Source organism: Streptomyces sp. NPDC006997 (assembly GCF_040635175.1).
Lineage (GTDB): Bacteria > Actinomycetota > Actinomycetes > Streptomycetales > Streptomycetaceae > Streptomyces.
Genome location: NZ_JBEYHH010000030.1, coordinates 26,106 through 51,663, shown reverse-complemented (window position 1 = coordinate 51,663; position 25,558 = coordinate 26,106). Strand labels below are relative to the sequence as shown.

At 72.6% G+C, this 25,558-nt stretch carries 24 protein-coding genes, 1 tRNA gene, 1 pseudogene and 1 riboswitch; of the genes and pseudogenes, 11 read left to right on the top strand and 15 right to left on the bottom strand.

Going from position 1 to position 25,558, the window contains the following annotated elements; translation table 11 throughout:
* Positions 1-55 precede the first annotated feature (55 nt).
* The 3 genes from ABZ659_RS26645 to ugpC all read right to left on the bottom strand — a co-directional run bounded on the left by ABZ659_RS26645 (position 56) and on the right by ugpC (position 2,680).
* Positions 56-799, bottom strand: a complete 744-nt coding sequence (locus ABZ659_RS26645; protein ID WP_360224657.1) for a nucleotidyltransferase family protein — start codon at positions 797-799, stop codon at positions 56-58.
* A gap of 97 nt (positions 800-896) precedes the next feature.
* Positions 897-1,352, bottom strand: a complete 456-nt coding sequence (locus ABZ659_RS26640; protein WP_360224655.1) for a hypothetical protein — start codon at positions 1,350-1,352, stop codon at positions 897-899.
* Positions 1,353-1,591: 239 nt separating this feature from the next.
* Positions 1,592-2,680 carry a sn-glycerol-3-phosphate ABC transporter ATP-binding protein UgpC gene (gene ugpC / locus ABZ659_RS26635; RefSeq protein ID WP_360224653.1) on the bottom strand — a complete coding sequence of 363 codons (1,089 nt, stop codon included), beginning with the start codon at positions 2,678-2,680 and terminating at the stop codon, positions 1,592-1,594.
* A 213-nt stretch (positions 2,681-2,893) separates the two neighbouring features.
* On the opposite strand from ugpC, the gene ABZ659_RS26630 reads away from it, so the two are divergent.
* A tRNA-Thr gene (locus ABZ659_RS26630) sits at positions 2,894-2,971 on the top strand.
* 232 nt (positions 2,972-3,203) lie between these two features.
* On the opposite strand, the gene ABZ659_RS26625 is transcribed toward ABZ659_RS26630, so the two are convergent.
* From ABZ659_RS26625 to ABZ659_RS26610, 4 genes and pseudogenes are all read right to left on the bottom strand, one after another.
* Entirely contained in the window at positions 3,204-4,088 is an 885-nt protein-coding gene (locus ABZ659_RS26625) for an aminoglycoside phosphotransferase family protein (protein WP_360224651.1), read from the bottom strand.
* A 35-nt stretch (positions 4,089-4,123) separates the two neighbouring features.
* Positions 4,124-5,632, bottom strand: coding sequence for an MFS transporter (locus tag ABZ659_RS26620; RefSeq protein ID WP_360224648.1), 1,509 nt, complete (start codon positions 5,630-5,632; stop codon positions 4,124-4,126).
* Between the two features lie 98 nt (positions 5,633-5,730).
* Positions 5,731-6,708, bottom strand: a complete 978-nt coding sequence (locus ABZ659_RS26615; protein ID WP_360224646.1) for a zinc-binding dehydrogenase — start codon at positions 6,706-6,708, stop codon at positions 5,731-5,733.
* Between the two features lie 57 nt (positions 6,709-6,765).
* Positions 6,766-7,005: pseudogene (locus ABZ659_RS26610) on the bottom strand (FAD-dependent oxidoreductase); the annotation flags it as partial.
* Between the two features lie 74 nt (positions 7,006-7,079).
* On the opposite strand from ABZ659_RS26610, the gene ABZ659_RS26605 reads away from it, so the two are divergent.
* Positions 7,080-7,778: a pentapeptide repeat-containing protein gene (locus ABZ659_RS26605; RefSeq protein WP_360224644.1), complete on the top strand. Its 699-nt coding sequence runs from the start codon at positions 7,080-7,082 to the stop codon at positions 7,776-7,778.
* Positions 7,779-7,786: 8 nt separating this feature from the next.
* Here ABZ659_RS26605 and ABZ659_RS26600 read toward each other — a convergent pair whose 3' ends face one another.
* A complete protein-coding gene (locus ABZ659_RS26600; protein ID WP_360224642.1) occupies positions 7,787-8,287 on the bottom strand; it encodes a hypothetical protein in 501 nt (166 codons plus the stop codon).
* Between the two features lie 242 nt (positions 8,288-8,529).
* On the opposite strand from ABZ659_RS26600, the gene ABZ659_RS26595 reads away from it, so the two are divergent.
* On the top strand, positions 8,530-9,936 hold the full coding sequence (locus ABZ659_RS26595) for a M1 family metallopeptidase (RefSeq protein WP_360224640.1): 1,407 nt from the start codon (positions 8,530-8,532) through the stop codon (positions 9,934-9,936).
* A gap of 79 nt (positions 9,937-10,015) precedes the next feature.
* Here ABZ659_RS26595 and ABZ659_RS26590 read toward each other — a convergent pair whose 3' ends face one another.
* Positions 10,016-10,591, bottom strand: a complete 576-nt coding sequence (locus ABZ659_RS26590; protein WP_360224638.1) for a TerD family protein — start codon at positions 10,589-10,591, stop codon at positions 10,016-10,018.
* 157 nt (positions 10,592-10,748) lie between these two features.
* On the opposite strand from ABZ659_RS26590, the gene arfB reads away from it, so the two are divergent.
* The gene (arfB, locus tag ABZ659_RS26585) at positions 10,749-11,186 is read left to right on the top strand and encodes an alternative ribosome rescue aminoacyl-tRNA hydrolase ArfB (protein WP_360224636.1); all 438 of its coding nucleotides are present in this window, start codon (positions 10,749-10,751) and stop codon (positions 11,184-11,186) included.
* Positions 11,187-11,213: 27 nt separating this feature from the next.
* Here arfB and ABZ659_RS26580 read toward each other — a convergent pair whose 3' ends face one another.
* Positions 11,214-11,705 carry a flavin reductase family protein gene (locus ABZ659_RS26580; protein ID WP_360224748.1) on the bottom strand — a complete coding sequence of 164 codons (492 nt, stop codon included), beginning with the start codon at positions 11,703-11,705 and terminating at the stop codon, positions 11,214-11,216.
* 475 nt (positions 11,706-12,180) lie between these two features.
* Between ABZ659_RS26580 and cdgB the strand changes: the two genes are divergently transcribed.
* Together cdgB and ABZ659_RS26570 are read left to right on the top strand one after the other, a co-directional pair.
* Positions 12,181-13,836 (top strand): diguanylate cyclase CdgB, encoded by a 1,656-nt coding sequence (gene cdgB, locus ABZ659_RS26575; protein ID WP_360224634.1) that lies wholly within the window; start codon positions 12,181-12,183, stop codon positions 13,834-13,836.
* 118 nt (positions 13,837-13,954) lie between these two features.
* On the top strand, positions 13,955-14,905 hold the full coding sequence (locus ABZ659_RS26570) for a CBM35 domain-containing protein (protein ID WP_360224632.1): 951 nt from the start codon (positions 13,955-13,957) through the stop codon (positions 14,903-14,905).
* A gap of 37 nt (positions 14,906-14,942) precedes the next feature.
* On the opposite strand, the gene ABZ659_RS26565 is transcribed toward ABZ659_RS26570, so the two are convergent.
* The 3 genes from ABZ659_RS26565 to ABZ659_RS26555 all read right to left on the bottom strand — a co-directional run bounded on the left by ABZ659_RS26565 (position 14,943) and on the right by ABZ659_RS26555 (position 18,150).
* Positions 14,943-15,872, bottom strand: coding sequence for a 1-phosphofructokinase family hexose kinase (locus ABZ659_RS26565; protein ID WP_360224630.1), 930 nt, complete (start codon positions 15,870-15,872; stop codon positions 14,943-14,945).
* 119 nt (positions 15,873-15,991) lie between these two features.
* Positions 15,992-17,206, bottom strand: a complete 1,215-nt coding sequence (gene nagA, locus ABZ659_RS26560; RefSeq protein ID WP_360224628.1) for an N-acetylglucosamine-6-phosphate deacetylase — start codon at positions 17,204-17,206, stop codon at positions 15,992-15,994.
* Positions 17,206-18,150, bottom strand: a complete 945-nt coding sequence (locus tag ABZ659_RS26555) for an ROK family protein (RefSeq protein ID WP_360224626.1) — start codon at positions 18,148-18,150, stop codon at positions 17,206-17,208. The genes nagA and ABZ659_RS26555 overlap by 1 nt, the downstream gene beginning before the upstream one ends.
* A 166-nt stretch (positions 18,151-18,316) precedes the next feature.
* Between ABZ659_RS26555 and ABZ659_RS26550 the strand changes: the two genes are divergently transcribed.
* The 3 genes from ABZ659_RS26550 to otsB are packed head-to-tail and all read left to right on the top strand — an operon-like array spanning position 18,317 to position 20,757.
* The gene (locus ABZ659_RS26550) at positions 18,317-19,582 is read left to right on the top strand and encodes an extracellular solute-binding protein (protein ID WP_360224624.1); all 1,266 of its coding nucleotides are present in this window, start codon (positions 18,317-18,319) and stop codon (positions 19,580-19,582) included.
* Positions 19,583-19,621: 39 nt separating this feature from the next.
* Positions 19,622-19,858 carry a DUF3263 domain-containing protein gene (locus ABZ659_RS26545; RefSeq protein WP_360224622.1) on the top strand — a complete coding sequence of 79 codons (237 nt, stop codon included), beginning with the start codon at positions 19,622-19,624 and terminating at the stop codon, positions 19,856-19,858.
* A gap of 47 nt (positions 19,859-19,905) precedes the next feature.
* The gene (otsB, locus tag ABZ659_RS26540) at positions 19,906-20,757 is read left to right on the top strand and encodes a trehalose-phosphatase (RefSeq protein ID WP_360224620.1); all 852 of its coding nucleotides are present in this window, start codon (positions 19,906-19,908) and stop codon (positions 20,755-20,757) included.
* Positions 20,758-21,085: 328 nt separating this feature from the next.
* Here the strand turns inward: otsB and ABZ659_RS26535 are convergent, their stop codons facing one another.
* Positions 21,086-22,486: a trehalose-6-phosphate synthase gene (locus ABZ659_RS26535; RefSeq protein WP_360224618.1), complete on the bottom strand. Its 1,401-nt coding sequence runs from the start codon at positions 22,484-22,486 to the stop codon at positions 21,086-21,088.
* Between the two features lie 60 nt (positions 22,487-22,546).
* Positions 22,547-23,491: a glucosyl-3-phosphoglycerate synthase gene (locus tag ABZ659_RS26530; protein WP_360224616.1), complete on the bottom strand. Its 945-nt coding sequence runs from the start codon at positions 23,489-23,491 to the stop codon at positions 22,547-22,549.
* A 163-nt stretch (positions 23,492-23,654) separates the two neighbouring features.
* Positions 23,655-23,815, top strand: a riboswitch (SAM riboswitch).
* Between the two features lie 18 nt (positions 23,816-23,833).
* On the opposite strand from ABZ659_RS26530, the gene thrC reads away from it, so the two are divergent.
* A complete protein-coding gene (gene thrC / locus ABZ659_RS26525) occupies positions 23,834-25,114 on the top strand; it encodes a threonine synthase (protein ID WP_360224614.1) in 1,281 nt (426 codons plus the stop codon).
* Positions 25,111-25,386 (top strand): MoaD/ThiS family protein, encoded by a 276-nt coding sequence (locus ABZ659_RS26520; protein ID WP_108707492.1) that lies wholly within the window; start codon positions 25,111-25,113, stop codon positions 25,384-25,386. The genes thrC and ABZ659_RS26520 overlap by 4 nt, the downstream gene beginning before the upstream one ends.
* Positions 25,387-25,558: the final 172 nt, after the last annotated feature.

Here is a 25,558-nt window from a genome sequence, read left to right as displayed (position 1 = left end):
ACGGAGGCCCCGCGCGTGAGGAACGCGCGGGGCCTCCGTCGTCGTAGCCGTGCTGTCAGCGCTGTGGGCGGTTGATGGCCGCCAGTTCCTTCGCCGCCTCCGTGAGGTCCTTCGCGGTGTCGATGGCGCGCCAGTAGGCGCCCTGGGGGAGCGGGAAACCGGCGAGGCGGAGTTCGCGGGCCAGCTGGGGGAACGTGCTGCGCTCGTGGTCGCCGCGGTCCGGGAGCAGCTTGGCGAAGGCGGGTGAGAAGACGTAGACGCCCGCGTTGATCTCGAACGTGGACGGCGGGGACTCTATGAAGTCCGTGACGTGTCCGAAGCCGTCCGTCTGCACGGCGCCCCACGGCAGCCGCGGACGGGCCAGGGCGAGGGTGGCGACGGCGTCGCGCTCGGTGTGGAAGTCGGCCATGTCGCGCAGCGAGAACCGGGTCCAGATGTCGCCGTTGGTGGCGTACCAGGGCCGGTCGGGGTGCGGGAGGCGGGCGGCGGCGTACTTGAGGCCGCCGCCGCGGCCGAGGGGCTCGGACTCGACGACGGTGGTGACGGAGACGGGCAGGTCGGCGGTGTCCAGCCAGTCCTGGAGCACCTCGGCGAGATGGCCGCAGCTCACCACCACGTCGGTGACGCCCTCCTCCGCGAGCCAGGACAGCTGATGGCCGATGATCGGAGTCCCCGTGCCGGGGATCTCGACCATCGGCTTGGGCCGGTCGTCGGTGTACGGGCGCAGCCGGGAACCCTGGCCACCGGCCAGGATGACGGCTTGGACGGGCCTGGCCGCGGCGGCGTTCGGATCAGTCATGTCCGGAAGCGTAGGCGCGTTCCGCGCGCGGCCGTCCAGCGGGTGTTCGGTAGGGGGCGGTAAAGGTCGGTAAAGGTCGGTAAAGGTCGGTACGGGGTCAGTGGTGGGCGGCGGCCACCCCCGAGGCGAAGGCGGTGTCGCAGACCGGGCGGGCGTAGGACTGGGCGCGCGTCGGGCCGTACACGCGGACGGCGGCGCGGCCGAGGGCGCGGGCCAGGGAGGCGCAGTGCCGGGCGAGCGCCGGGCTCTCGTTGACGGCCTGCTGGAGGTGGGTGAGGGCGACGCCCGGGTCCTTCGCCTGGAGCTCCGTCAGCAGCCGGTCCTGGAGGACCTGGTGCGGGGCGCGGGCGGCGGCCTTGGAGGAGGCGCCGACGGCTGAGGCGTCCGCCGCGGTGAGCACCGGGTGCGAGGGGTTCCCCGACCAGTTGACTCGGGTGACCGCGAGGGTCCCGGAGAGCACCAGGACGACGGGCAGGACGAGGGCGAGGGTGCGGCCGATACGGCGGGCGGGGCCCCGGCCGCGACGCGTCTGTTGGGTGGTGGAGTGCTTCACGCGAGTGAGGGTAGCGCCCGGTAATGATTTGGCGACATTTGGTGAGGGGGCGCCACCGTATCGAGGGACGGAAAAGGGGGCTCTTCGGGGTGCGGGGTTGACGCACGGTGCTCGAAATGGGCGGTGTGCCGGGGTATTTGTCGACAACGGAGACCATGCGAAACGGGCCCCGCGGCGGTTCGCGGGGCCCGTTTCGTCAATCTGGGTGATTCACCCGGCTTCGCCGGTTTCGGCGTGGCTCAGTCCGAGAGGCGCGCGCCCGAGGAGGTGGCGAACACGTGGCTCTCGCCGGCGCGCGGGATGATGTGCAGCGTGCTGCCCTTGTCCGGGACGTGACGGCCGCCGACGCGGACGACGAGGTCCTTGGACTCGCCGCCGACGTTGGCGGTGCCGTAGACGTACGCGTCGGAGCCCAGCTCCTCGACGACGTTCACGGTGATCGCCAGACCCTGGTCGGAGTCGGCGCCGGCCACGTCGAAGTGCTCGGGGCGGACACCGACGGTGACCGTCTTGTCGGTGGTGCCGGAGAGCGCGTCGCGGTCGACGGGGACCACGCTGTTGCCGAACTTCACGCCGCCGTCGGTGATCGGGACCTCGACCAGGTTCATCGCCGGGGAGCCGATGAAGCCGGCGACGAAGAGGTTGGCGGGCTTGTCGTACATGTTGCGCGGGGTGTCGACCTGCTGGAGCAGACCGTCCTTGAGGACGGCCACGCGGTCGCCCATCGTCAGGGCCTCGACCTGGTCGTGGGTGACGTAGACGGTGGTGATGCCCAGGCGGCGCTGGAGGGAGGCGATCTGCGTACGGGTGGAGACACGCAGCTTGGCGTCCAGGTTGGACAGCGGCTCGTCCATGAGGAAGACCTGCGGCTCACGCACGATGGCGCGGCCCATGGCGACACGCTGGCGCTGACCGCCGGAGAGCGCCTTCGGCTTGCGGTCCAGGTACTCGGTGAGGTCGAGGATCTTGGCGGCCTCTTCGACCTTCTGCCGGATCTCCGCCTTGTTGACGCCCGCGATCTTCAGGGCGAAGCCCATGTTGTCGGCGACCGTCATGTGCGGGTAGAGCGCGTAGTTCTGGAACACCATGGCGATGTCCCGGTCCTTGGGCGGCAGGTGCGTGACGTCGCGGTCACCGATGCGGATGGCACCGCCGTTGACGTCTTCGAGACCCGCGAGCATCCGCAGGGAGGTGGACTTGCCGCAACCGGACGGGCCGACCAGGACGAGGAACTCCCCGTCCGCGATGTCGATCTCCAGAGCGTCGACGGCGGGCTTGGTGGAACCCGGGTAGATCCGGGTCGCCTTGTCGAACGTGACTGTGGCCATGGTGAATGAGCCCCTTCTACCGGCAGGAACGTGCCGGACGATCCGTTGTAGGAAGGTGGTGTAGTCCACTGCTGTGGACACGCCCTCGGACGGTACCTCCCGTTCACCTGTTCTGTCAGTAGCCGAAGTGCTGTGAACTTCGCGGAAATTTTCGACAGGGCCCGGCTCGGGGCTGGGTACACTGCACGGGCACGTCGTCGCGCACGCGTGCGCGCCTCCTTAGCTCAGCTGGTCCAGAGCGGCTGTCTTGTAAACAGCAGGTCGTCGGTTCGAATCCGACAGGGGGCTCCACCGGTCCGGACCGCCCGGGTGGCGGTCCCGGCGACTCGGGCAGTCCGGACGCCGGTGCTACTCCCCCCCCGGAGGGGTCGCGGGCACGCGGGTTCGTCCAGAGGTGCTGGAACTGGTTGATGTGGCGGTTGGTGACGTCGCCGTCGATGATGCGCAGCATCGCGTCGTTGGCGCGCCAGGCGGAGTTCGCGGTCGCGGATCGTATGGCATGTAAAGAACCGGACGGCCTGCCTCAGACGGCCTCCCGCAGGACCCGGGCGACGTGCAGGTGCTCCGGGGACGGCGGGTGGCCGGCCTCCGCCTGCCAGACGCAGTTCTGGAGGACGCGCGCGAGGGTCCAGGCCCGCGCCCGACGGCGGTCCAGCGCGAGGACGGCGGTCAGGGCGTCGAAGCGGTGCCGGACGTCGGCCGGGTCGAAGCGGTTGGTGAGCGCCGGGAGGAGTTCGAAGCCGGGGTCGCCCGCGAGGGGCTTGGGGTCGATGGCGAGCCACGGGGCGCGGTCGGCGGCCAGGACGTTGCCGAAGTGCAGGTCCCAGTGGAGGAGCCGGTCCCCGGGTTCCGCGGCGACCTCGCGCAGGGCCGCGGCGCAGTCGGCGAGCAGCGCGCGGGCCGCCGGGTCGGCCACCCGGGCCAGCGCGGGCGGGGTGCGGTCCAGGAGGGCCGGGGCGATGTCGGCCAGGCGGCGCAGGCCGGGCGGTGCCGGGGCGGCGGTCAGGTGGGACAGCAGACGGCCGATGACGAGGGTCGCCTCGTGGACGTCCGGGAGGGCGGCGAGGGTGCGGGCGGAGTGGAGGCGCTCCAGGAGCATCGTGCCCGTGGGCGGGTCGTGCGTGAGGAGTCGTACCGCGCCGGCGCCGTTCCAGGCGCGCAGGGCGAGCGGCTCGCCCGCGGTCTCGGCGTCGGGGAGTTGGAGCTTCAGCACGGCGGGGGCGCCGTCGGCGCGGGCCACCGGCAGGACCAGCGCGCAGACGCCGTACATCGACGGCCCGGCCGGGCGCAGCGCCCACGCGTCGAGGAAGCGGGCGGCGAGCGCGGGCAGCGCGGCGACGAACGCGCGGCCGGCGGCGCCGTTGTGGCGACTCTGGGTGGCCGCCAGTTCCGGCGGGACCTCGATCACCTGCGGGACTGTAGCGGAGCGTCCCCCGACGCCTCTCAGCGCGTCGGCTCCGGTACCGGAGCCGTCGCCGGGGTGCCGTGCTTCGGGGGTTTCGCGGTGACCATCAGGGCCGCCACCACCGCCGCGAGCAGCATCACCGCCGCGGCCCACCAGATCGCGACCGTGTAGCCGTGGACGGTGCCCTCGCGGACGACCTCCGCGCGCCGTGCCGGGTCGGTGAGGTGGGCGGTGACGTAGGCGGTGGTGCTGGTGGTGGCGATGGTGTTGAGCAGGGCCGTGCCGATGGAGCCGCCGACCTGCTGGGCGGTGTTGACGGTGGCCGAGGTGACGCCGGAGTCCCGCGGGGCGACACCCGCGGTCGCGGTGGAGAACACCGGCATGAAGGTGAGGCCCATCCCGAGGCCCATCAGGATCAGCGCGGGCATGATCTCCGTCGGGTACGACGAGTCGACCGTCAGCCGGGTCAGCAGCACCATGCCGCCCGACGCCAGGACCATGCCCGGCGCCATCAGCAGGCGCGGGGCGACGCGCTGGAGGAGACGGGCGGAGACCTGGGTCGCGCCGACGATGATCGCGGCGGTCAGCGGCAGGAACGCCAGTCCGGTCTTCACCGGCGAGTAGCCCAGGATGACCTGGAGGTAGTAGGTCATGAACAGGAACAGTCCGAACATGCCGATCACGGCCAGCGCCATGGTGAGGAAGCAGCCCGCGCGGTCGCGGTCCCGGACGATGTGCAGCGGCAGCAGCGGCCGGGGCGCCCGGTTCTGCCACCACACGAACGCCGTCAGCAGGGCGACGCCGACCGCGAACAGCGCGAGGACGTACGCGTCGGTCCAGCCCCGCGGCTCGGCCTCGCTGAACCCGTAGACGATCGCGACGAGCCCGCCGCAGCCCAGCAGCGCACCGGGGACGTCGAGCCGGGCGCCGGTGTCGCCGGGCCGGTCGTGCAGCAGGACGAAGGCGCCGACGACGGCGACGACGGCGATGGGCACGTTGACGTACAGGCACCAGCGCCAGTCCAGGTACTCGGTGAGCAGCCCGCCGACGATGAACCCGATCGCCGACCCGCTGCCCGCCAGCGCCCCGTACACGCCGAACGCCTTGCCACGCTCCTTCGGGTCGGTGAACGTCGTCGTCAGCAGGGAGAGCGCGGACGGCGCGAGGACGGCGGCGAAGACGCCCTGGAGGGCGCGGGCGCCGAACAACATGCCCGAGCTGGTCGCCGCGCCGCCGAGCGCGGAGGCGCCCGCGAAGCCGATCAGGCCGATGACGAAGGTGCGTTTCCGTCCCACGAGGTCCGCGATCCGGCCGCCGAGCAGGAGCAGTCCGCCGAAGGCGAGGGTGTAGGCGGTGATGACCCACTGCCGGTCCCCGTCGGACATCCCGAGGTCGCGCTGGGCGGAGGGCAGGGCGATGTTCACGATGGTCGCGTCGAGTACGACCATCAGCTGGGCCAGCGCGATCACCACCAGGCCCCACCAGCGGCGCGGGTCGTGCTGGTGGTCCGTCGCGGTGCTGGTTTCACCTTTTCGGGTGACACTCATCCGGCCAGAAGACCACGAATCGGGACGGGTCGCATCCGCGCGGGGGGCGTTGGGGTGGGTCGCCTCTCTGCCGGGCTGGATGCCGTGCGGTCTCCTGGTCACGGCTCCAGCACCACCTTGCCGATCGTGCGGCGGGACTCCAGCGCGCGGTGGGCGGCGGCGGCCCCGGCGAGTGGGAAGCGCTGCACGGCCGGGGTGAGGCGGCCCTCGGCGGCCTCGGTGAGCGCGCGCAGCTCCAGGGTGCGCATCGGGTGGGGACCGCCCGCCTTCGCCATCATCGCCGGCCCGAGCACCTGCTCCGACACGCCCTCGACGAGGTACGGCACCGAGCCCTCCTTGATGCCCTGCGCCGACCAGCCGAAGACGAGGTGCCTGCCGCCGGGGGCGAGCAGGCCGACGGCCGTGCGGGCGGTGTCGCCGCCGACCCCGTCGTAGACGATCGTCACCTTGCCGTCGTACGCGCCGACCCGCTCCGGCCAGGACGGGTCCCGGTAGTCGACGGCCAGGTCGGCGCCGTTCGCCGCGGCCTTGGCCGTCTTCTCCGGGCCGCCCGCGAGGCCGATGACGGTGGCGCCCGCGTTCTTGGCGTACTGCACCAGCAGGGTGCCGATACCGCCCGCGGCGGCCGGGACGAGGACCACGTCGCCCGGGCCCGGCTCCGCGAACCGCACGATCCCCATGGCCGTACGCCCCGTGCCGATCATCGCGACGGCCGCCGCGGCGTCGAGCCCGGGCGGGATGCCGTGCAGGCGGTCGGCGTCGGTGACGGCGAGTTCCGCGTACCCGCCGGGGGCGAACCCGAGGTGGGCGACGACGCGTCTGCCGAGCCAGGCCGGGTCGGTGCCCTCGCCGAGGGAGTCGACGAGCCCGGCGACCTCGCGGCCGGGGACGGTGGGCAGCGGGGTCGGGGCGGGTGCGGGGCCCTGTTGGCCCTCCCGTAGGGCGGTGTCCAGGAGGTGGACACCGGCCGCCGCCACGGCGATCCGGACCTGGCCCGGGCCCGGTCGGGGATCCTCGACCTCTTCAAGGACGAGGTTCTCGGCGGGGCCGAAGGCGTGGAGGCGGATGGCGCGCATGGGTTCCCCCTGGGAGGGCTCGACGTGGTCGGTGCCGGGTCCTCACAGCCTCCGACCTCAAGCGTGCTTGAGGTCAAGGCCGATCCGGTCGCCGCGCCTGCCGAGGGCCGGGGAGACGGCCGTCAGGACGCTGTCGGAGGAGACCTCGGGGGGGGCACGCCCGGCGCGGCCACCCGGTCCCCCGCGAGGTGCACCCCGTCCCCCCGGGTCCCCCGTGGGCCGGTCGCGCCTGCTGGTGCCGGGCAGGTCGACGGCGCCGGCACGGCCGTCCGACGTCGCCTCGCTGCGCCAGGTAATGGGGCATCGCCGCCGGAGGGCAGGTGTGTGCGCAGGTCAGCGGCGCTGTCAGTGGCGGGGTGCAGCATAGGGGCATGGTGAGGCGAGGCGACGGGCGAGCGGGGTGCGGTACGACCGGCGGCGTGCGGGCGGCGCGGCGGCCTGAGGTGCGGCTGGCGGGGCTGGAGCCGTGGAGAGGGGGCGGACTGGAACCGGACGGGGACTATGACGGGCTGGCGTTCGAGGAGGCCGACCTCGGAGGGCAGGACGGCGGGGGTGCCCGCTTCATGGACTGCGCCCTGACCGGCTGCGCCCTGGACGAGACCCGGCTGCGGCGCGCCCGGATCCTGGACACCCGCGTCAGCGCCCCGCGTGGCGTCGGCACGGACCTCGCCGACGCCACGCTGCGGGACGTGGAGGTGCTGGACGCCCGCCTGGGCGGGGTGCTGCTGCACGGTGCCGCGCTGGAGCGGGTCCTGGTCCGGGGCGGCAAGCTCGACTTCGTGAACCTGCGGGGCGCCCGGCTCAGAGACGTCGTCTTCGAGTCCTGCGTCCTGGTCGAACCGGACTTCGGGGGCGCGCGGCTGGAGCGGGTCGGGTTCGTCGACTGTGTGGTGCGGGGAGCGGACTTCGGCGCGGCCACGCTCCAGGACGTGGACCTGCGCGGGGCGACCGAGCTGGGGATCGAACGCGGGGTGGAGCGGCTGGCCGGTGCGGTGATCAGCCCCGGGCAGCTGCTGGAGCTGGCGCCGGTGCTCGCGGGGGCGTTGGGGATCCGGGTGGAGGGGGACTGAGGACCCGGTCAGGGCAGCCGGGGGAAGCGGGCCTGGAGGGTCCAGACGGCGGGGTTCTCGGTGAGGTCCTCGTGCATGTCGCACAGGTCGGCGACGAGGTCGTGCAGGAAGTCCCGTGCCTCACGGCGCAGTTCGGTGTGGGAGAAGGTGAGCGGGGGCTCCTCGCCCGGCATCCAGTCGGCCTCGACGTCCACCCAGCCGAAACGGCGCTCGAAGAGCATCCGGTCCGTCGACTCGGTGAAGTCCAGCTCCGCCCGCTGCGGCCGGGCGGCGCGGGAGCCCAGCGGGTCCTGGTCCAGCAGCTCGACGATGTCGCACAGCGCCCACGCGAAGTCGAGCACCGGCACCCATCCCCAGGCTGTGGACAGCTCCCGGTCCGCCTTGGTGTCGGCGAGGTAGACGTCCCCGCAGAACAGGTCGTGCCGCAGCGCGTGGACGTCCGCACGGCGGTAGTCGGTCTGCGGGGGGTCGGGGAAGCGGGGGGAGAGGGCGTAGCCGATGTCAAGCACGGGCTGATCGTGTCACGGTCTGCTCCACGTCCCGGTCAGGGTCTTCTGCTCCACGCGGTCAGGGGCTGCTCCACGTCCCGGTCAGGGTCCGCGCTCCACGCCCCGGTCACGGCCCCGCCCCCGGCGCGGGGCTTCCCGCACCCCGGCACCGCTCGCCCGCACCCCGTGCCGGGGTGCGGGGCGCCGCCGGGTCGCGGCGCCTCCTCCCCTCCTGCCCTCCGCCCGCCCCATAAGCTCGACGAGTGCGCGCCCCCCGCCCCCTGCTCACCGCCGTCGCTCTCGCCCTCGCCCTCACCGCCTGCGCCGGGGGCGGCGTCTCCGGCTCCCCCGGTGGCGACGGCCTGGGTGACCCGTACTTCCCGAGGGCGGGCAACGGCGGGTACGACGTCCGCCACTACTCCCTCACCCTCGACTACACCCCCGCGACCCGGCACCTCACCGGCTCGGCGACCCTCACCGCCCGGGCGACCCAGGACCTGTCCGCGTTCCGGCTGGACCTGACCGGACTGGACGTCGAGTCGGTCACCGTCGACCGGCGGGCGGCCCGCTGGAACCGGGCCGGGCAGGAGCTGACGGTCCGGCCACGGGACGACCTCCACACCGGGGACGTCTTCCGGGTCGCGGTCCGCTACGGGGGCACGCCGGTCACCGTCACCGACCCGGACGGCTCCGAGGAGGGCTGGCTGCCCACCGGCGACGGCGCCCTCGCGCTCGGCCAGCCGACGGGCTCGATGGCCTGGTTCCCCGGCAACCACCATCCCGCCGACAAGGCGTCGTACGACATCACCGTGACCGTGCCGAAAGGGCTCTGGGCGGTCTCCAACGGCGAGTTGAGGGGCGAGCCGGTGACCCGGGGCGGCCGGACGACGACGTACGCCTGGCGGGTCGCCGAACCCATGGCGAGCCACGCGGCGACGGTGGCGATCGGCCGGTACGCCGTCCGCCGCACCACCACCGGGGCCGGGTTGCCCGTCCTCACCGCCGTCGACCCGGAGCAGGCGGACGCGAGCCGGGCCGCCCTCGACCGGATCCCGGAGGTCGTGGCGTGGGGGGAGCGGAACTTCGGTCCGTACCCCTTCGCCTCCACCGGCGTGATCGTCGACCGGCCCGGGGACGCCGGGTACGCGCTGGAGACCCAGAACCGCCCCGTCTTCCCGGGCGCCCCGGACACCGCGCTCCTCGTCCACGAGCTGGCCCACCAGTGGTACGGCGACTCCGTCACCCCGAGGACCTGGCGGGACATGTGGCTCAGCGAGGGGTTCGCCACCTACGCGGAGTGGCTCTGGCGGGAGGACCACGGCGGCACCACCGCCGAGGAGACCTTCACCGCGCTCTACGACGGCGACGGCACCGACGAGGGAGGCGAGGACCTGTGGGCCTTCCCGCCCGCCGACCCGCCCGACGCCGCGCACGTCTCCAGCCGCCCCGTCTACGACCGTGCCGCCATGGTCCTGCACAGGATCCGGCAGGCGCTCGGCGACGACGACGCCTTCCGTGCCCTCCTGCGCGACTGGGCCACGGCCCACCGGCACGGCAACGCCGACACCGGGGACTTCACGGCCTGGGCGGAACGCCGGTCACCGGAGACGGACTTCGGCGGGATCTGGCGGGACTGGCTGTACGGCGACGGAAAACCCGGCGAGCGGTGAGGTGCCGGGCCCGGCCTGGCAGACCACCGGGCCCCGAACCGTAGGTGTCGGGGCCCGGCGACCGGAAGGACCAGCTCGGTCAGACGTTCACACCGAAGTCCTGGGCGATACCGGCCAGGCCCGAGGCGTAGCCCTGGCCGACGGCGCGGAACTTCCACTCGGCGCCGTTGCGGTACAGCTCGCCGAAGACCATCGCCGTCTCGGTGGCCGCGTCCTCCGACAGGTCGTAGCGGGCGATCTCGGTGCCGCCCGCCTGGTTGACGATGCGGATGTAGGCGTTGCGGACCTGGCCGAAGTTCTGCGAGCGGTTCTCCGCGTCGTAGATGGAGACCGGGAAGACGATCTTGTCGACGTCGGCCGGGAGGGCCGCCAGGTTGACGTTGATCGCCTCGTCGTCGCCCGCGCCCTCACCGGTGCGGTTGTCACCGGTGTGGACGATGGTGTTGTCCGGGGTCTGCTTGTTGTTGAAGAAGACGAAGTGGGCGTCGGAGTAGACCTTGCCCTGGGGGTTGACCGCGATGGCGGAGGCGTCCAGGTCGAAGTCCGTGCCGGTCGTGGTGCGGACGTCCCAGCCGAGGCCCACGGTGACGGCGGTCAGGCCCGGAGCCTCCTTGGTGAGCGAGACGTTGCCACCCTTGGACAGGCTTACAGCCATGGTTCGGGAGTCCCTTCCCTCGGTGTTGTACGCGTTCGAAGCTACAGCTACCCGTAAGAACGCCGCGGAGGGTGCCACAAGTTCCGGGTGTCTTTACTTTCTTTGCCGAACGGGTGCGCCGATATGGGGGTGACGTGGACCGGACAGGCCGGGCACCATGGTCGGCATGTCCGGTCCCTACGTCATCCGTGGCTCCGTCTCCCTGCCCGAGGCCGAGCTGACGTGGCGTTTCTCCCGGTCCTCCGGCCCCGGCGGACAGCATGTGAACACCACCGACACCCAGGTGGAGCTGCGCTTCGACCTGGCCCGCACCGGGGCGCTCCCCGAGGTCTGGAAGCGGCGCGCCCTGGAGAAGCTCTCCGGTCGGCTCGTCGACGGGGTCGTCACCGTGCGCGCCTCGGAGCACCGTTCGCAGTGGCGCAACCGTGAGGCGGCGGCCGTCCGGCTCGCCGCCCTCCTCGCCGAGGCCACCGCGCCCCCGCCGCGCCCGCGCAGGCCGACCCGCGTCCCGCGCGGGATCAACGAACGGCGGCTGCGGGAGAAGAAGCAGCGCGCGCAGACCAAGCGGGGCCGCTCCGGCCGGGACTGGGGCTGACCCCCGCCGGGCTGACCCCCGCCGGGCTCACCCCAGCTGCCGGTACCGCCCCTTGAAGTACGTCAGCGGTCCGCCCTCCGCGCTCGGCACGTGCGCGGTGAGGACGCGGCCCACGACGAGGGTGTGGTCCCCCGCGCGGACGCGCTGCTCGGTACGGCACTCCAGGGTGGCCAGCGCCCCGCCGACCAGGGGCGCGCCGGTGACCTCGCCGCGGACGTAGGGGATGTCGTCGAAGAGGAGGCGGTCGCTGATGCGGCCCTTCATGGCGAACCGGCCCGCGATGTGCCGCTGGCTCTCGGAGAGGACGGAGACCGCCCACTGGGGCTGTTCGGTGAGCAGGTCGTCCATGCGGGAGCCGTCGCGCAGGCTGACCAGGACCAGCGGCGGGTCCAGGGAGACGGACATGAAGGCGGTGGCGGTCATGCCGACGTCCTCGCCGCGCGGTGCCTGGGGGTCGTCGGGGTCCAGCGGCGGTTCCTGCGCGGTGACCAGCACCACGCCCGCGGCCAGCCGGGACATGGCGGCCCGGAACTCGTCGTCGCTCACCCCTTCAGGATGCCCGGCGGCACCGGGCTGGGCGGGGACGGTCAGGGGGGCGGCGGGGGCGAGCGGGAGGGGTGTGGGGGGAGGGACTGCTGTGGGGAGAGGATGGTTCGGCACGTCCAGCACGCTAGTCTCCGGTGCGTGTGCCGCACATCGGGCGGTGGTCCGAGGGGGGACCTGGGCGGATGGTCCTAGGACCACTCGGGGGGCGCCGGAGAACGGACCGTGTCCTGATGCGTTGCCGACAAAGGATGAAACCCCACCCAATTACTCACGATTTGCTGTGACTTGAGTCACAAGAGGCAGTAATTGTTGACCCTGTGTACCGAGTGGGCAGCGCGCTGTGATTCAGTGGCGGGGAAGCTGTGGTGGCACCGTCCAAACGACCGGGGGCGGTGTCGGGACAGCCGTTGATTCTGTTTCACTGCGAGGTCTCGGGGGGAGGGCGAGCATGGAGACCGAGTCGGAACCGTACGTCCAACTTGCGTCCCTGCGGCAGCTGCACCGGGTCATGGCCGACATGAACGCGGCCCGCAGCCTGGCGGACACCTTGCAGACAGTCGCGGACGGCGTGGTCAGCGCCCTCGGCTACGAGCTGGCGTGCGTCAACCTCGTCCGCCCCGACGGCGATCTCGTCGTCGCCGCCTTCTCCGGGAACCCCGCCGCCGAGGCACTGATCACCGGCCGGGTCGGCTCGCGTGACTCCTGGGAGCGGCGGCTGCGGATGGGCGAGCAGTGGGGCGACCTGATCTTCATACCGCACACCGAGGGCTGGATCCTCGACGACGACGACGTCCCGCAGTGGTACACCGACGGCCCCGCCCCCCGCTTCGAGGACGAGTGGCACCCCTCCGACCGGCTCTTCGCCCCCATGTACGGCGGCTCCGGCGACGAACTGATCGGCGTGCTCTCCGTGGACCGGCCGCGCAACGGCCGCCGGCCCGGCGCGTGGGGGCGTGAGGCGCTCCAGATGTACGCCTTCCAGGCCGGGATCGCCATCAGCAACGCCCGGCTGCGCGCGAACATGCAGCGCGCCCTGGTCCGTCTGGAGCGGGAGCAGCAGGCGCTGCGGGCCAGCGAGGAGAGCTTCCGGCAGGCCTTCGAGTACGCGCCCTCCGGCATGGCCATCGCCGAGATGGGCGGCGACCAGCACGGCCGGATCCTGCGCACCAACGACGCGCTGTGCCGACTGCTCGGGCGGCCCGCCTCCGCCATGCGCCGCTACTCGTTCTCCGACCTGGTCCACCCCGAGGACATAGGCACCCTGCTGCGGACCTCGGCCGAGGGCGGCCGGGCCGAGCTGCGCCTGGGCCGCCGGGACGGCTCGTACGTCTGGGTCTCGCTGCGTAACAGCGTCGTCGCGGACGCCGCCGACGGGCCGCGCTTCCTGCTCACCCACGTCGAGGACATCGAGGAGCGCAAGCGCCGTGAGCTGCAGCTCGCCCACCGCGCCTCCCACGACTCCCTCACCGGCCTGCCGAACTCCGCCGAGCTGCGCGCCCGGCTCTCCTCCCGGCTGTGCCAGCAGCGCCCGCACACGGCCCACGGCGGCGTCCTGGAGCCCGTGCCCGCCGACGCGGCCTACGGCCACGCGGTGACGTACGAGAACGACTTCGGCTTCCGCACCGCCGGCGCCGTCGGCGCCGCCTACGACGGCTACGACCACCACGTCCACACCACCGCCCCCGAGGGGCAGCGGGACGACGGCGCCAAGGGGCTCGCGGTGCTCTTCTGCGACCTCGACGGCTTCAAGTCGATCAACGACAGGTTCGGGCACAACGCGGGCGACGCGGTCCTCATCGAGGTGGCCCGGCGGCTCAGCAACGGCGTGCGCGACGGCGACACGGTGGCCCGGCTCGGCGGTGACGAGTTCGTCATCCTCGCCGACGGCCTCGGCCGCGCCGACGCGCAGGACCTCGCGGCCCGCCTCCGCACCGAGATCATCCAGCCGATCCGGGCCGAGGGCCGGGCCGTACGGGTCGGCGCCAGCTTCGGCATCGGGTGGGCACACTGCGGCATGACCGCGGACGAAGTGTTGAAATCCGCTGACGAACGGATGTACGTCGAGAAACGGTCTCGTCCCAAACAGCACAGACGTGCGGGATGACACGCAGGTCAGCACGGTGATGCGGTCCGAGTCACCCGTTTGGGCCAGCAAGAGCGGGTAGGCTCGCCATCCTCACCACACGTACCGCATCCGCCCCGCACCTGAGGAGTACGAAGGGATGACGCCCGGCAACAACGGCGCGAGCACGCCCGAGGACGACGACCCGTTCGGCTACCTCTACGCCGACGGTCAGGCCAACGGCGCCCAGCCACCCTCCGGCGGCGGCTACGGCTACCCGAACTCCGTCAGCAGGGTCAGGGCGGTCGGCGAGCGGCAGTACGGCCAGCAGGCGCCCGCGGCGCCGGTCGGCGGCCCGACGCCCCCGCAGCAGGGCGCCTACGGCCAGCCGAACACGCACTACGCCGCCCCGGAGACCTTCCCCGGCGGCAGCGCCCCCACGTCCCCGCAGCACCCCGTCCAGGGCGGCCGTGGCGGTGGCCGGGGCGGCCGGGGGCCGAACACCAAGGGTCTGCTGATCGGCGCGGTGGCCGTGGTCGCCGCGGTCGTGATCGGCATCGGCGTGGCCATGCTCGGCGGCGACGACACCGACGACGGCAGCACCGACGACCAGGCGGGGCCCACCCCCACCCAGTCCCAGAGCAGCGAGCCGACGCCGTCGAGCAGCGCGGGCGACGACAGCGAGGAGGTGGACCTCCCGGCGATCGACGCCAAGGCGCTCCGCCTCAGCGAGGGCATGGCGACCGCCTCGGACATCCAGGGCGCCCAGGCCGACGGCGGCGTCTACGTCACCGGCTTCAACAAGGTCGGCGCCAAGGTGACCTGGACGGTCAACGGGATCGAGGAGGCCGGCAGCTACCGGCTCGACGTGCGCTACGGCATCCCCGGCACCGACGCCGACGCGACGCTCCTGGTCAACGGCAAGGACACCACCCGCCCGCTGAACATGAAGAACTTCGGCGGCACTCCCGAGGGCGACTGGGAGAAGGGCTGGCAGACCACCTGGGCCACGGTCAACCTCAACAAGGGCACCAACACCATCGAACTGGCCTGCAACGAGGGCAACAAGTGCGACGTGGTGTTCGACCAGTTCTCCCTCAGCGCGGGCTGAGCCCGTCCGGCGGATCCGACGGGGCTGGTCGCCCGTGTCAGGCCGCCGTCGCCTCCCTGGTGACCGCCACGCGGTCCAGCAGGTCCTCGTAGCGTCCGCGGTCGAACTCGCCCGCCGTCGGGGAGCGGACCGCCGCCGCCGACAGGGCCGTCGCCCGGGAGAGGCGGGTGGGCCAGGGGAGCTGTTCGGTCAGGGCCGACAGGAGGCCCGCCACCGCCGCGTCGCCCGCGCCGGTGGGGTTGCCCCGCAGGGGCGTGGGGAGAGCGCTGCGCCAGCGGCCCTCGGGGGTGAGGGCGAGGAGGCCGTCCGGGCCCAGGGAGGCGACCACCGCGCGGGCGCCCCGGCGGCGGGCGTCCTGGGTGGCGCGCAGGGGGTCGTGGGAGCCGGTCAGCTCGGCCAGTTCGTCCGCGTTCGGCTTCACGATGTCGGGGCGGGCCGCGATGCCGCGGCGCAGGGGCTCCCCGCTGGTGTCGAGGAGGACGGAAACGTTCGCGGCGCGGGCGGTGCGGACCAGGCCCGCGTAGGCCCCCACCGGCACGCCCGGCGGCAGGCTGCCGCACAGGGCCACCGCCGCGGCGGGCCGCAGCAGATCCTCGTACGCCTCCTGGAAGGCCCGCCACTCCGCCGGGGTGACCGTCGGGCCGGGCTCGTTGAGCTGCGTGGTGTCCCCGGAGCGTTCGTCGACGACGGCGATGGTGCGCCGGGTCGCCCCGGTGACGGGGACCAGCGCGTCGGTCACCCGGGGCGTGTCGGTCAGCCCGTCCCGCACGGTGCGCCCGGTGCCGCCGCCGGCGAAGCCGGTGACGGTCACCTCGTGGCCGAGGGCGGCCAGCACCCGGGCCACGTTGACGCCCTTGCCGCCGGGCCGCTCGACGACGTCGGTGACCCGGTGCGTGGTGTGCGGGCGCAGGGTGCGTACGTGGTACGTGATGTCCAGTGCGGTGTTCAGCGTGACCGTGAGGATCACCGGGGCCGACCTCCCCCATCGCCTGCGCTTGCGGTGTGTCCCGGGGCACGATCATGCCAAAGAGACGGCGGTCGGCCCAGCCCTCGTACCGCTTCCCTACCGTGTGACCTGGGGTGGGATCACCCCAGTCGCGGCTCCACGACCCACGCGCCCCGGCGCATCACACCCGCCACGTCGAAGGACGCGTCGAGCAGGACGAGGTCGGCGTACCGGCCCGGCTCCAGGGAGCCGACCGAGTCCGACTGGCCGAGCAGCCGGGCCGGGTTGGCCGACAGGGCCGTCACCACGTCCTCGACGGGCAGCCGGTCCACCGTCACCGCCCGCTTGAACGCGCGGTCCAGGGTGAGGGTCGAGCCCGCGATCGCGCCGCCCTCGACGAGGCGTGCCACGCCGTCGGCGACCTCGACCTCCAGCGGGCCGAGCATGTAGCGGCCGTCGCCGAACCCGGCCGCGTCCATCGCGTCGGTGATGAACACCACCCGGTCCGCGCCCGCGTGACGGAACGCCAGTTCCAGCGCGGCGGGGTGCAGATGGGTGCCGTCGTTGATCAGCTCGACGGTGACGCGCTCGTCCTCCAGCAGCGCCGCGATCGGGCCCGGCGCGCGGTGGCCGAGTGTCGGCATCGCGTTGAACAGGTGCGTCGCGACCGTGGCGCCCGCGTCGATCGCCTCGACCGTCTGCTCGTAGGTGGCGTCCGTGTGGCCCACCGCCGCGATCACGCCGTGTTCGGCGAGCAGGCGTACGGAGTCGATGCCGCCGGGGAGTTCGGTGGCGAGGGTGAACATCCTGGCGTGGCCGCGCGCCGCGTCCATCAGCTTGCGGACGTCCGCCGGGTCCGGGTCGCGCAGCAGCTCCTCCGCGTGCGCGCCCTTGCGGCACGGCGAGATGAACGGCCCCTCGAAGTGGATGCCCGCGATGTCGCCCTGCTCGGCCAGCTCGGAGAGGAGCCCGGCGCGCTGGGCGAGGAAGTCCATGTCGCCGGTGACCGTGGAGGCGACGAGCGTCGTCGTGCCGTGCAGGCGGTGGGTGCGGATGCCGGTGAGGACCTCCTCCACCGTGCCGGAGGTGAAGGACGCGCCACCGCCGCCGTGGTTGTGGATGTCGACGAAGCCGGGCACGAGCCAGTGTCCCGACACGTCGATGACCCGCGCGTTCTCCGGTGCGCTCGCGGCGATGCGGGTGCCGTCGACGACCACCTGGCCGCCGGGGACCGTGCCGGTGGGGAGGACGACGCGGGCGCCGGAGAGGACGAGGGGGGCCGTCACGCCGGACGTGGGCTGGGGGGCGGGGGCCGCTGGTCGCGCGGCTTCCTGCGCCCCTGGGGCGGTTGCCATCAGGCCGTTGCCTCCTTGAGGTCGGTCGAGTCGAGGAGATCCCAGGCCAGCAGCCCGGCACCGAGGCAGCCGGCGGTGTCCCCCAGGGCGGCGGGGACGATCGACGGCAGCTTCTGGAAGGTGACGCGCTCTTTCACCGCGTCCCGCAGTGGTGTGAACAAGGTTTCCCCCGCCTCGGCGAGCCCGCCACCGATGATCAGCGTGCGGGGGTCCAGGAGGGTGAGCGCGGTGACCAGGCCGTCGGCGAGGGCCGCCACGGCCTCCTGCCAGACGGTGTGTGCTCTGGCGTCGCCCGCGGCTACCGCTCTCGCGCAGGCCGCGGCGTCGTCCTCCGCTGCGCCCGTCGCCGCGGACCATGCCTGCGACACCGCCGCCGCGGACGCGTACCGCTCCAGGCAGCCGCGCTGGCCGCACGGGCAGGGGGTGCCCCGCGGGCGTACGACGACATGGCCGATCTCGCCCGCGAAGCCGTGCGCGCCCGCCTCCACCCGGCCGTCCAGGCCGATCGCGCCCGCGATGCCGGTGCCCAGCGCCACGAACAGGAACCGGTCCGTGCCCCGGCCCGCCCCGATCCGGCCCTCGGCGAGACCGCCGGTGCGGACGTCGTGGCCGAGGGCGACGGGGATGCCGCCGAGGCGGTCGGCGAGCAGGTCGCGCAGCGGTACGTCGCGCCAGCCGAGGTTGGCGGAGTAGGCCGCCATGCCCCGGGTCTCGTCGACGATGCCGGGCACGGCGACGCCCGCGGCGGTGGCCGGGGCGCCGAGGTGCGTCCGGCCGTGGGCGCTCAGCTCGGCGGCGAAGTCGAGGACGCCCTCCACGACCGCGTCCGGTCCGTGCTCGCGGCCGGTCGGACGACGGGCCTGGTGGAGCAGGGTGCCGTCCGGGCCGACCAGGGCGGCCTTCATGCCGGTGCCGCCCACATCGAGGGCGATGACGTGTTTCACGGAGGACAGTGTGGCCCGTCTACCCTGAAGAGGTCTAGTCCACTTACGTGGTGTAGACCTTGTTCTCTGGTTTTCGAGAGGTGTAGACCTTATTTCGAAAATCGGACAGAGAGGCTTCATGATGGTCTGGGGCGGTACAGCGGTGCGGGTCGTGCGGCGGAGGCGTATGGGGGGTGGACTGGTCTCCGGCGTGTGCGTGCTGGGGCTGGTCGCCGCCGTGGGCGGGTGCGGGATCGGGGGTGGCTCCGGGGACGTCACGCTGCGGCTGGTCGCCGCCGACTACGGCGACAGCTCCGCCAACAGCTCCGAGAAGTACTGGGCGAACGTCGTCGAGGAGTACGAGGACGCGCATCCGGACGTCCGGATCGAGGTCAGCGTCTACTCCTGGAACGACGTCGACCGGAAGGTCAGGGAGATGGTCGACACCGGCGACGCGCCGGACATGGCGCAGATCGGCGCCTACGCGGACTACGCGGCGGAGGGGCTGCTGTACCCCGCCGACGACCTGCTGTCGATCTCCGCCCAGGCCGACTTCGCCGCGCAGCTCGCCGACGCGGGGCGGGTGAGCGGGACGCAGTACGGGATGCCGTTCGCCGCGTCCACGCGGCTGCTGTTCTACAACAAGACCCTGTTCCAGGAGGCCGGGATCACTCCGCCCACCACCTGGGAGGAACTGGCCGCCGACGCCGCCGCGCTGAAGGCGGAGGGCGTCACGTACCCGTACGCGCTGCCGCTCGGGGCGGAGGAGGCGCAGGCCGAGACCATGCAGTGGCTGCTGAGCGGGGGCGGCGGCTACACCGACCAGGCCGGGGCGTACGCCGTCGACTCGCCGGAGAACGTCGAGACGTTCACCTGGCTGCGGGACAGGTTGGTGGGGGAGGGGCTGACCGGGCCCGTCGCGCCCGGGAAGCTGAACCGGGCCGACGCGTTCTCGGCGTTCGCCGCGGGGGACGTGGGGATGCTGAACGGGCATCCCTCGCTGATGCGGATGGCGGCGGACAAGGGGGTGAAGTTCGGCATGGTGCCGATGCCCGGGGTGGACGGTCCGACCAGGGCGACGATGGGCGTCGCGGACTGGATGATGGCGTTCCGGCAGAACGGGCACGGGGCGGAGATCGGGGAGTTCCTCGACTTCGTCTACAGCGAGGAGAACGTGCTCGCCTTCAGCCGTGAGTACCAGCTGCTGCCGGTGACCAACTCCGCGTCCCAGACGATGACCGGGGACGCCGCCGACAAGGACCTCCAGCCGTTCCTCGAGGAACTGCCGCTGTCCGAGCTGTATCCCGTGGGGAAGACGTCGTGGGCCGCGGTCAGCGCGGACGTGAAGCGGCGGATCGGGGGCGCGGTGACCGGTGGGGGGAGTCCGGCCGGGGTGCTCGGGAAGATCGCCGGGACGGCCGTCTCCGCGGAGGGGGCGGCCTCGGGGGCGTAGGCCGGGGGCGGTCGCTGGTTGTTCTGTACCGTGCCTGGCATGGGTGAGCAGGAGCAGCTCGGGTCCCGGGAGCGGGACGTGCTGGCGCTGGAGCGGCGGGGGTTCTCCGGGCCGGGGGCCAAGGAGCGGGCGATACGGGAGGAGCTGGGGATGGCGCCGGTGCGCTACTACCAGCTGCTGAACGCGCTGCTTGATGATCCTCGGGCCGTGGAGCACGATCCCTTGACCGTCAATCGGCTGCGGCGGGTCCGGGAGGCCCGGCGGGGGGAGCGGTGAGCCTCGGGGGGCGGTTGGGGGCTGACCGTCCTGGATAGGTTCGTCCTATGAGTCAACCGAGCGGATCTCTTCCCACGCCGGGGACGCAGGCCGGGCGTGACGGCCTTGAGGCGATGCTGGCGCGGCCCTCGCGTGCGGTGGTCGCCCTCGACTTCGACGGGACGCTGGCGCCGATCGTCGCCGATCCGGAGTCGGCGCGGGCGCATCCGGGGGTGGTGCCCGCGCTGGCCTCGCTGGCGCCGAAGGTGGCGTCCGTGGTGGTGGTCACCGGGCGTCCGGCGGAGGTCGCGGTGCGGTACGGGGGGTTCGCGGGGGTGGCGGGGCTGGAGCACCTGGTGGTGCTCGGGCACTACGGGGCCGAGCGGTGGGACGCCGTGAGCGGGGAGGTGTCGGCGCCGCCGCCGGATGCGGGGGTGGCGGCGGTGCGGGGGGAGTTGCCCGGGGTGTTGGAGCGGTTGGGGGTCGCGGAGGGGGACGCGTGGGTGGAGGAGAAGGGGCGGGCGGTGGCCGTGCACACGCGGCGGGCGGCTGATCCGCAGGCGACGTTCGAGGTGCTGCGGTCTCCGCTGACGGAGCTGGCGTCTCGGCACGGGCTGGTGCTGGAGCCGGGGCGGATGGTGCTGGAGCTGCGGCCGTCGGGGATGGACAAGGGCGTGGCCCTGGTGGACTACGTCCGTGAGACCGGCGCGGAGTCCGTCCTCTACGCGGGCGACGACCTCGGGGACCTGCCCGCCTTCGCCGCCGTCGCCCGGCTGCGGGCCGAGGGGACGTTCGGGGTGCTGGTGTGCAGCAGCGGGTCGGAGGACGTGCCCGCCCTCCGCGAACAGGCCGACCTCACGGTTCCCGGCCCGGAGGGGGTCGTCGCCCTCCTCACGTCCCTGGCCGCCTCGGCTGCGTGATGCCTGCGGCGGCCTGTGGCTGTTTGGTGGGTGGCTGGGGTAGCGCTGTCTGCCGGGGGGTGGTGCGGGGCCGTGCCGGGGGGTGTCCGTCCTCGGAACCGCGCGGGCTGTGGGGTGAGGGGTGTGCGGGGTTTTCCGCGCGAACCACTGCGGGCGGACACCCCCCGACACGTCCCCTTCCGTCGTACGGCGACTGCGGGCCGTGGCCACATCCGGCCTAGCCGCGGGCCGTCGCGCCGCCGTCTCCGCTTGGCTGCGGGCGCCAGCAGCAGCGCCGGGCACCTCGTCGGTGCCGGGGCGCGCAGCTCACGCCGCCCGCCCCGCAGGGTCACCGCTTGAGTTCGTTCAGCTGGTCCAGGAACCACCGCGCCGGTGGCAGGGCCGTCGCCGCCGAGGCCAGGCGCTTGGTGCGTTCCGCGCGTTCGTCGGGTGGCATGGACAGGGCCGTGGCGAGCGCGTCCGCCGTCTGGACGACGTCGTAGGGGTTGACCGTGATCGCGTCCTCGGACAGTTCCTCGTACGCCCCCGCCTCCCGGGAGAGGACCAGCGCGCAGCCGGCGTCCGACACGACCGGCACCTCCTTGGCGACGAGGTTCATGCCGTCCCGGATGGGGTTGACGAGGGCCACGTCGGCGAGGCGGTACGCCGCCAGGGAGCGGGCGAAGTCGTCCTTGACGTGGAGGATGACCGGCGTCCAGGTCGGCGTGCCGTAGTCGGCGTTGATCTGGTCGGCGACGCGTCGCACCTCCGCCGTGTAGTCGCGGTACACGGCGAGGTCCTGCCGGGACGGGTAGGCGAAGGCCACGTGGGTCACGCGGTCGTGCCACTCGGGGCGGGTGTCGAGGAGGTGGCGGTAGGCGTGCAGGCCCCGGACGATGTTCTTGGACAGTTCCGTGCGGTCCACGCGGACGATCGTGCGGCGGGGGGTGCCGTCGGGTGCCGTGCCGATCTCCGTGCGGAGGGCGTTCATCCGGTCCGCCACGTCCGGCTGGTGGGCCCGGTCCCGGAGGAAGTCCGCGTCGGCGCCCAGGCCGTGCACGCCCACCCGGGTCGCGCCGAGGCCGTCGGTGAACGCCTCGCGGCAGGCGGTGAAGGCGTCTGCCCAGCGCCGGGTGAGGAAGCCGAGGCGGTCGGCGCCCAACATGCCGTGGAGGATCTCGGCGGCGATGTCGTCGGGGAGGACGCGGAAGTACTCGGGGGGTGCCCAGGGGGTGTGGGAGAAGTGGCCGATGCGCAGGTCGGGGCGGAGGGCGCGGAGCATTCCGGGGACCAGGGTGAGGTGGTAGTCCTGGACGAGCACGCTCGCCTCGGGGGCCGCCTGCTCGGCCAGTGCCTCGGCGAAGGCGCGGTTGTAGGTGGCGTAGTTGTCCCACTGGGCGCGGAACCCCGCGTCGAAGGTGGGGGCGACGGGGGTCTCGTACAGCATGTGGTGGACGAACCACAGGACCGAGTTCGCGATGCCGTTGTAGGCGTCCGTGTGGACGGACGCCGGGATGTCCAGCATGTGGACGCCCGGTTCCGTGACGCCGCGGCGCAGCGCCTCGCGGTCGCCGTCGCCCAGGGTCGAGCAGACCCAGAGCGCGCCCGCGTCGGGGCCGATCGCGGAGAGGCCGGAGACGAGCCCGCCGCCGCCGCGTCTGGCGTGCAGCGAGCCGTCCTCGTCCACCTGGTAGGAGACCGGGCCGCGGTTGGACGCGACCAGCACCTGTGCAGCCTGCGTGGAAGCCATACGCCTCAACCTAGCCCGGCCCGGAAACGCTCAAACGTGCGGTTCGGCACGCTGGCCCGGTCAGGCCACCTCGCGGGCGGCGTACTCCGCGATCTGTACCATCGGCGGGCGTTCCTCCGTGTCGACGGAGTAGGTGCGCGGCTCGAAGCCGTCCTCCCCTCGTTCGAACTGGGTGAGGGACGGGCGGATCAGGTGGCCGCGGGCCAGGCGGAGCTGGGCGGTGCGGTAGATCGCCGCCGCCATCCGGCCGAGGGCCTGGCCGTCCTGGTGGCGGTGTTTGCGGACGCCCACGTCGACCTGGGCGAGGGCGTCCAGGCCCACCAGGTGCAGGCTGTCGACCAGCATCCCCAGCTCCACGCCGTAGCCGACGGGGAAGGGCAGCTGTTCGAGGAGCGTGCGGCGGGCCGCGTACTCCCCGCCCAGCGGCTGGACGAAGCCCGCGAGCTGGGGCCAGTGCATGTTGAGCAGGGGGCGGGCCATGAGTTCGGTGACCCGGCCGCCCTGGCCGCCGGTGCCGGCGAGGGGGCGGTCGTACATGGCCTTGACGAGGTCCACGCCGGGGTCGGTGAGCAGCGGGCCGACGATGCCGGAGACGAAGTCGGAGGAGAACTCCCTCAGGTCGGCGTCGACGAAGCAGACGATGTCCCCGGAGGTGGCCAGCAGGGAGCGCCAGAGGACCTCGCCCTTGCCGGGGACGGTGGGGACGCGGGGGAGGATCTCGTCGCGGTGGACGACCGTGGCGCCCGCCGCCGCGGCCACCTCGGAGGTCTGGTCGGTGGAGCCGGAGTCCACCACCACGATCTCGTCGACCAGAGGGGTCTGGTGTACCAGGTCGTGGCGGATCGTGGCGACGATGTCGCCTACCGTCTCCTCCTCGTTGAGCGCGGGCAGCACGACGCTGACCGACTGGCCCGTCGCGCGTTTCGCGGCCAGGATCCGGTGGAGCGGTCGGTCCGTCTTGGACCAGGAGCGGGTGCTCAGCCAGCGCTCGACTTCTTCCAGCACAGTTGGCGGCTCCTCACTGTTCGATCAGGTGGTCACAGCGGTTCCGTGTGATCCATCTCGCGGTTCGGACGTCTCTCTCAACTGTCCTGGCCTTCGGTTACAGTCTTGAACAACGCGGATGACCATCGCATGTCGGGGGTCGTCAGTGTTCACAACCACATACCGCTCATCCAGAGGGGCAGAGGGATACGGCCCGTTGAAGCCCCGGCAACCCTCCAGTCGGTTCTCGTAACCGGTCGATGACGACCGTTCTCAGCGAGGCTCCCGGCTAGGGAAGGTGCCAAATCCGTCTCACGGCGAGATGCGTCGTGAGGAAGATGAGGAGAAAGGGCCTCGCCTCACATGGCTGTGCAGACTGTTGCAAGCGCCACCCCCACTGTCGACCTGGGTCCCGCCGCGGCGCTCTCCTGCCGGGAGTGCGGACACCGGGTACCCCTCGGCCCCGTCTTCGCCTGCGAGGAGTGTTTCGGGCCGCTGGAGATCGCCTACGACTTCTCCGGGTACGAGGCCGAAGAACTGCGTCGGCGGATCGCCGCCGGGCCCGCCAACATCTGGCGGTACGCGCCGCTGCTGCCCGTTCCGGCCGACGTGGCCGAGAAGCCCAACCTGAACCCCGGCTGGACCAAGCTCGTCGACGCCCGGAACCTGGCGGCGGAGCTGGGCGTCACCGGCGGTCTGTACGTGAAGGACGACTCCGGCAACCCGACGCACTCCTTCAAGGACCGGGTCGTCGCGCAGGCGCTGGAGGCCGCGCGGGCCTTCGGGTTCTCGACCCTCTCGTGCTCCTCGACCGGGAACCTCGCGGGGGCCGTCGGTGCCGCCGCCGCCCGCGCCGGGTTCCGGTCGTGCGTGTTCATCCCGCACGACCTGGAGCAGGGCAAGGTCGTCATGGCCGCTGTCTACGGCGGGGAGCTGGTCGGCATCGAGGGCAACTACGACGACGTCAACCGGTTCTGCTCCGAGTTGATCGGCGACCCGGCGGGCGAGGGCTGGGGGTTCGTCAACGTGAACCTGCGGCCCTACTACGCCGAGGGGTCCAAGACGCTCGCCTACGAGGTGTGCGAGCAGCTCGGGTGGCGGCTGCCCGACCAGATCGTGGTGCCGATCGCCTCCGGGTCCCAGCTGACGAAGATCGACAAGGGGCTCCGGGAGCTGGTTGAACTGGGGCTGGTCGAGGACCGGCCGTACAAGGTCTTCGGGGCTCAGGCGCTCGGGTGTTCGCCCGTCTCCACCGCCTTCAAGGCCGGGCACGAGGTCGTGCGGCCGCAGAAGCCCGACACCATCGCCAAGTCGCTGGCCATCGGCAACCCGGCCGACGGGCCGTACGTGCTCGACATCGCCCGGCGCACCGGGGGCGCGGTGGAGGACGTCACGGACGCGGAGATCGTGGACGCCATCAAGCTGCTGGCGCGGACCGAGGGCATCTTCGCCGAGACGGCGGGTGGCGTGACGGTGGGCGTCACGCGCAAGCTGATCGAGAACGGCGTCCTCGACCCGACGCTGACCACCGTCGTCCTCAACACCGGTGATGGTCTGAAGACCCTCGACGCGGTGGCCGGTACCGGTCTGACCGCGACCATCCGTCCCAACCTGGAGTCGTTCCGAGAGGCTGGCCTCGCATGAGCGTGACCGTTCGTATCCCCACCATCCTGCGCACCTACACCGGCGGCCGGGCCGAGGTCGCCGCCGAGGGCGCGACCCTCGCCGAGGTCATCTCGGACCTGGAGAAGAACCACACCGGGATCGCCGCCCGCGTCCTCGACGACCAGGGCAAGCTGCGCCGGTTCGTGAACGTGTACGTCAACGACGACGACGTGCGCTTCGAGCAGGGGCTGGAGACGGCCACCCCGGACGGCGCCGGCGTGTCGATCATTCCGGCGGTCGCTGGCGGCTGAACCGGGTCGAGCGTTCTTCTTGTGACCCCCTCCGTAAAAGCGGAGGGGGTCATTCCATGTGATTGAGCGCGGTACAGTTGGGGAACGGGTCGCCTTCCGGATGCCGAGGGGATATGAGTTCCGGCTCCGCGTGCGATAAGAAGTAGCCAAAGTGTGTGCCACTTTTGCGCCA

Bases quoted from the DNA above. Each gene is read 5' to 3' on its own strand.
- ABZ659_RS26645 (WP_360224657.1), bottom strand. From the start codon at position 799: ATGACTGATCCGAACGCCGCCGCGGCCAGGCCCGTCCAAGCCGTCATC.
- ugpC (WP_360224653.1), bottom strand. From the start codon at position 2,680: ATGGCCACAGTCACGTTCGACAAGGCGACCCGGATCTACCCGGGTTCC.
- ABZ659_RS26620 (WP_360224648.1), bottom strand. From the start codon at position 5,632: ATGAGTGTCACCCGAAAAGGTGAAACCAGCACCGCGACGGACCACCAG.
- ABZ659_RS26615 (WP_360224646.1), bottom strand. From the start codon at position 6,708: ATGCGCGCCATCCGCCTCCACGCCTTCGGCCCCGCCGAGAACCTCGTC.
- ABZ659_RS26605 (WP_360224644.1), top strand. From the start codon at position 7,080: ATGGTGAGGCGAGGCGACGGGCGAGCGGGGTGCGGTACGACCGGCGGC.
- ABZ659_RS26590 (WP_360224638.1), bottom strand. From the start codon at position 10,591: ATGGCTGTAAGCCTGTCCAAGGGTGGCAACGTCTCGCTCACCAAGGAG.
- arfB (WP_360224636.1), top strand. From the start codon at position 10,749: ATGGTCGGCATGTCCGGTCCCTACGTCATCCGTGGCTCCGTCTCCCTG.
- ABZ659_RS26580 (WP_360224748.1), bottom strand. From the start codon at position 11,705: ATGTCCCGGCTGGCCGCGGGCGTGGTGCTGGTCACCGCGCAGGAACCG.
- cdgB (WP_360224634.1), top strand. From the start codon at position 12,181: ATGGAGACCGAGTCGGAACCGTACGTCCAACTTGCGTCCCTGCGGCAG.
- ABZ659_RS26570 (WP_360224632.1), top strand. From the start codon at position 13,955: ATGACGCCCGGCAACAACGGCGCGAGCACGCCCGAGGACGACGACCCG.
- nagA (WP_360224628.1), bottom strand. From the start codon at position 17,206: ATGGCAACCGCCCCAGGGGCGCAGGAAGCCGCGCGACCAGCGGCCCCC.
- ABZ659_RS26550 (WP_360224624.1), top strand. From the start codon at position 18,317: ATGGGGGGTGGACTGGTCTCCGGCGTGTGCGTGCTGGGGCTGGTCGCC.
- ABZ659_RS26545 (WP_360224622.1), top strand. From the start codon at position 19,622: ATGGGTGAGCAGGAGCAGCTCGGGTCCCGGGAGCGGGACGTGCTGGCG.
- otsB (WP_360224620.1), top strand. From the start codon at position 19,906: ATGAGTCAACCGAGCGGATCTCTTCCCACGCCGGGGACGCAGGCCGGG.
- ABZ659_RS26535 (WP_360224618.1), bottom strand. From the start codon at position 22,486: ATGGCTTCCACGCAGGCTGCACAGGTGCTGGTCGCGTCCAACCGCGGC.
- thrC (WP_360224614.1), top strand. From the start codon at position 23,834: ATGGCTGTGCAGACTGTTGCAAGCGCCACCCCCACTGTCGACCTGGGT.
- ABZ659_RS26520 (WP_108707492.1), top strand. From the start codon at position 25,111: ATGAGCGTGACCGTTCGTATCCCCACCATCCTGCGCACCTACACCGGC.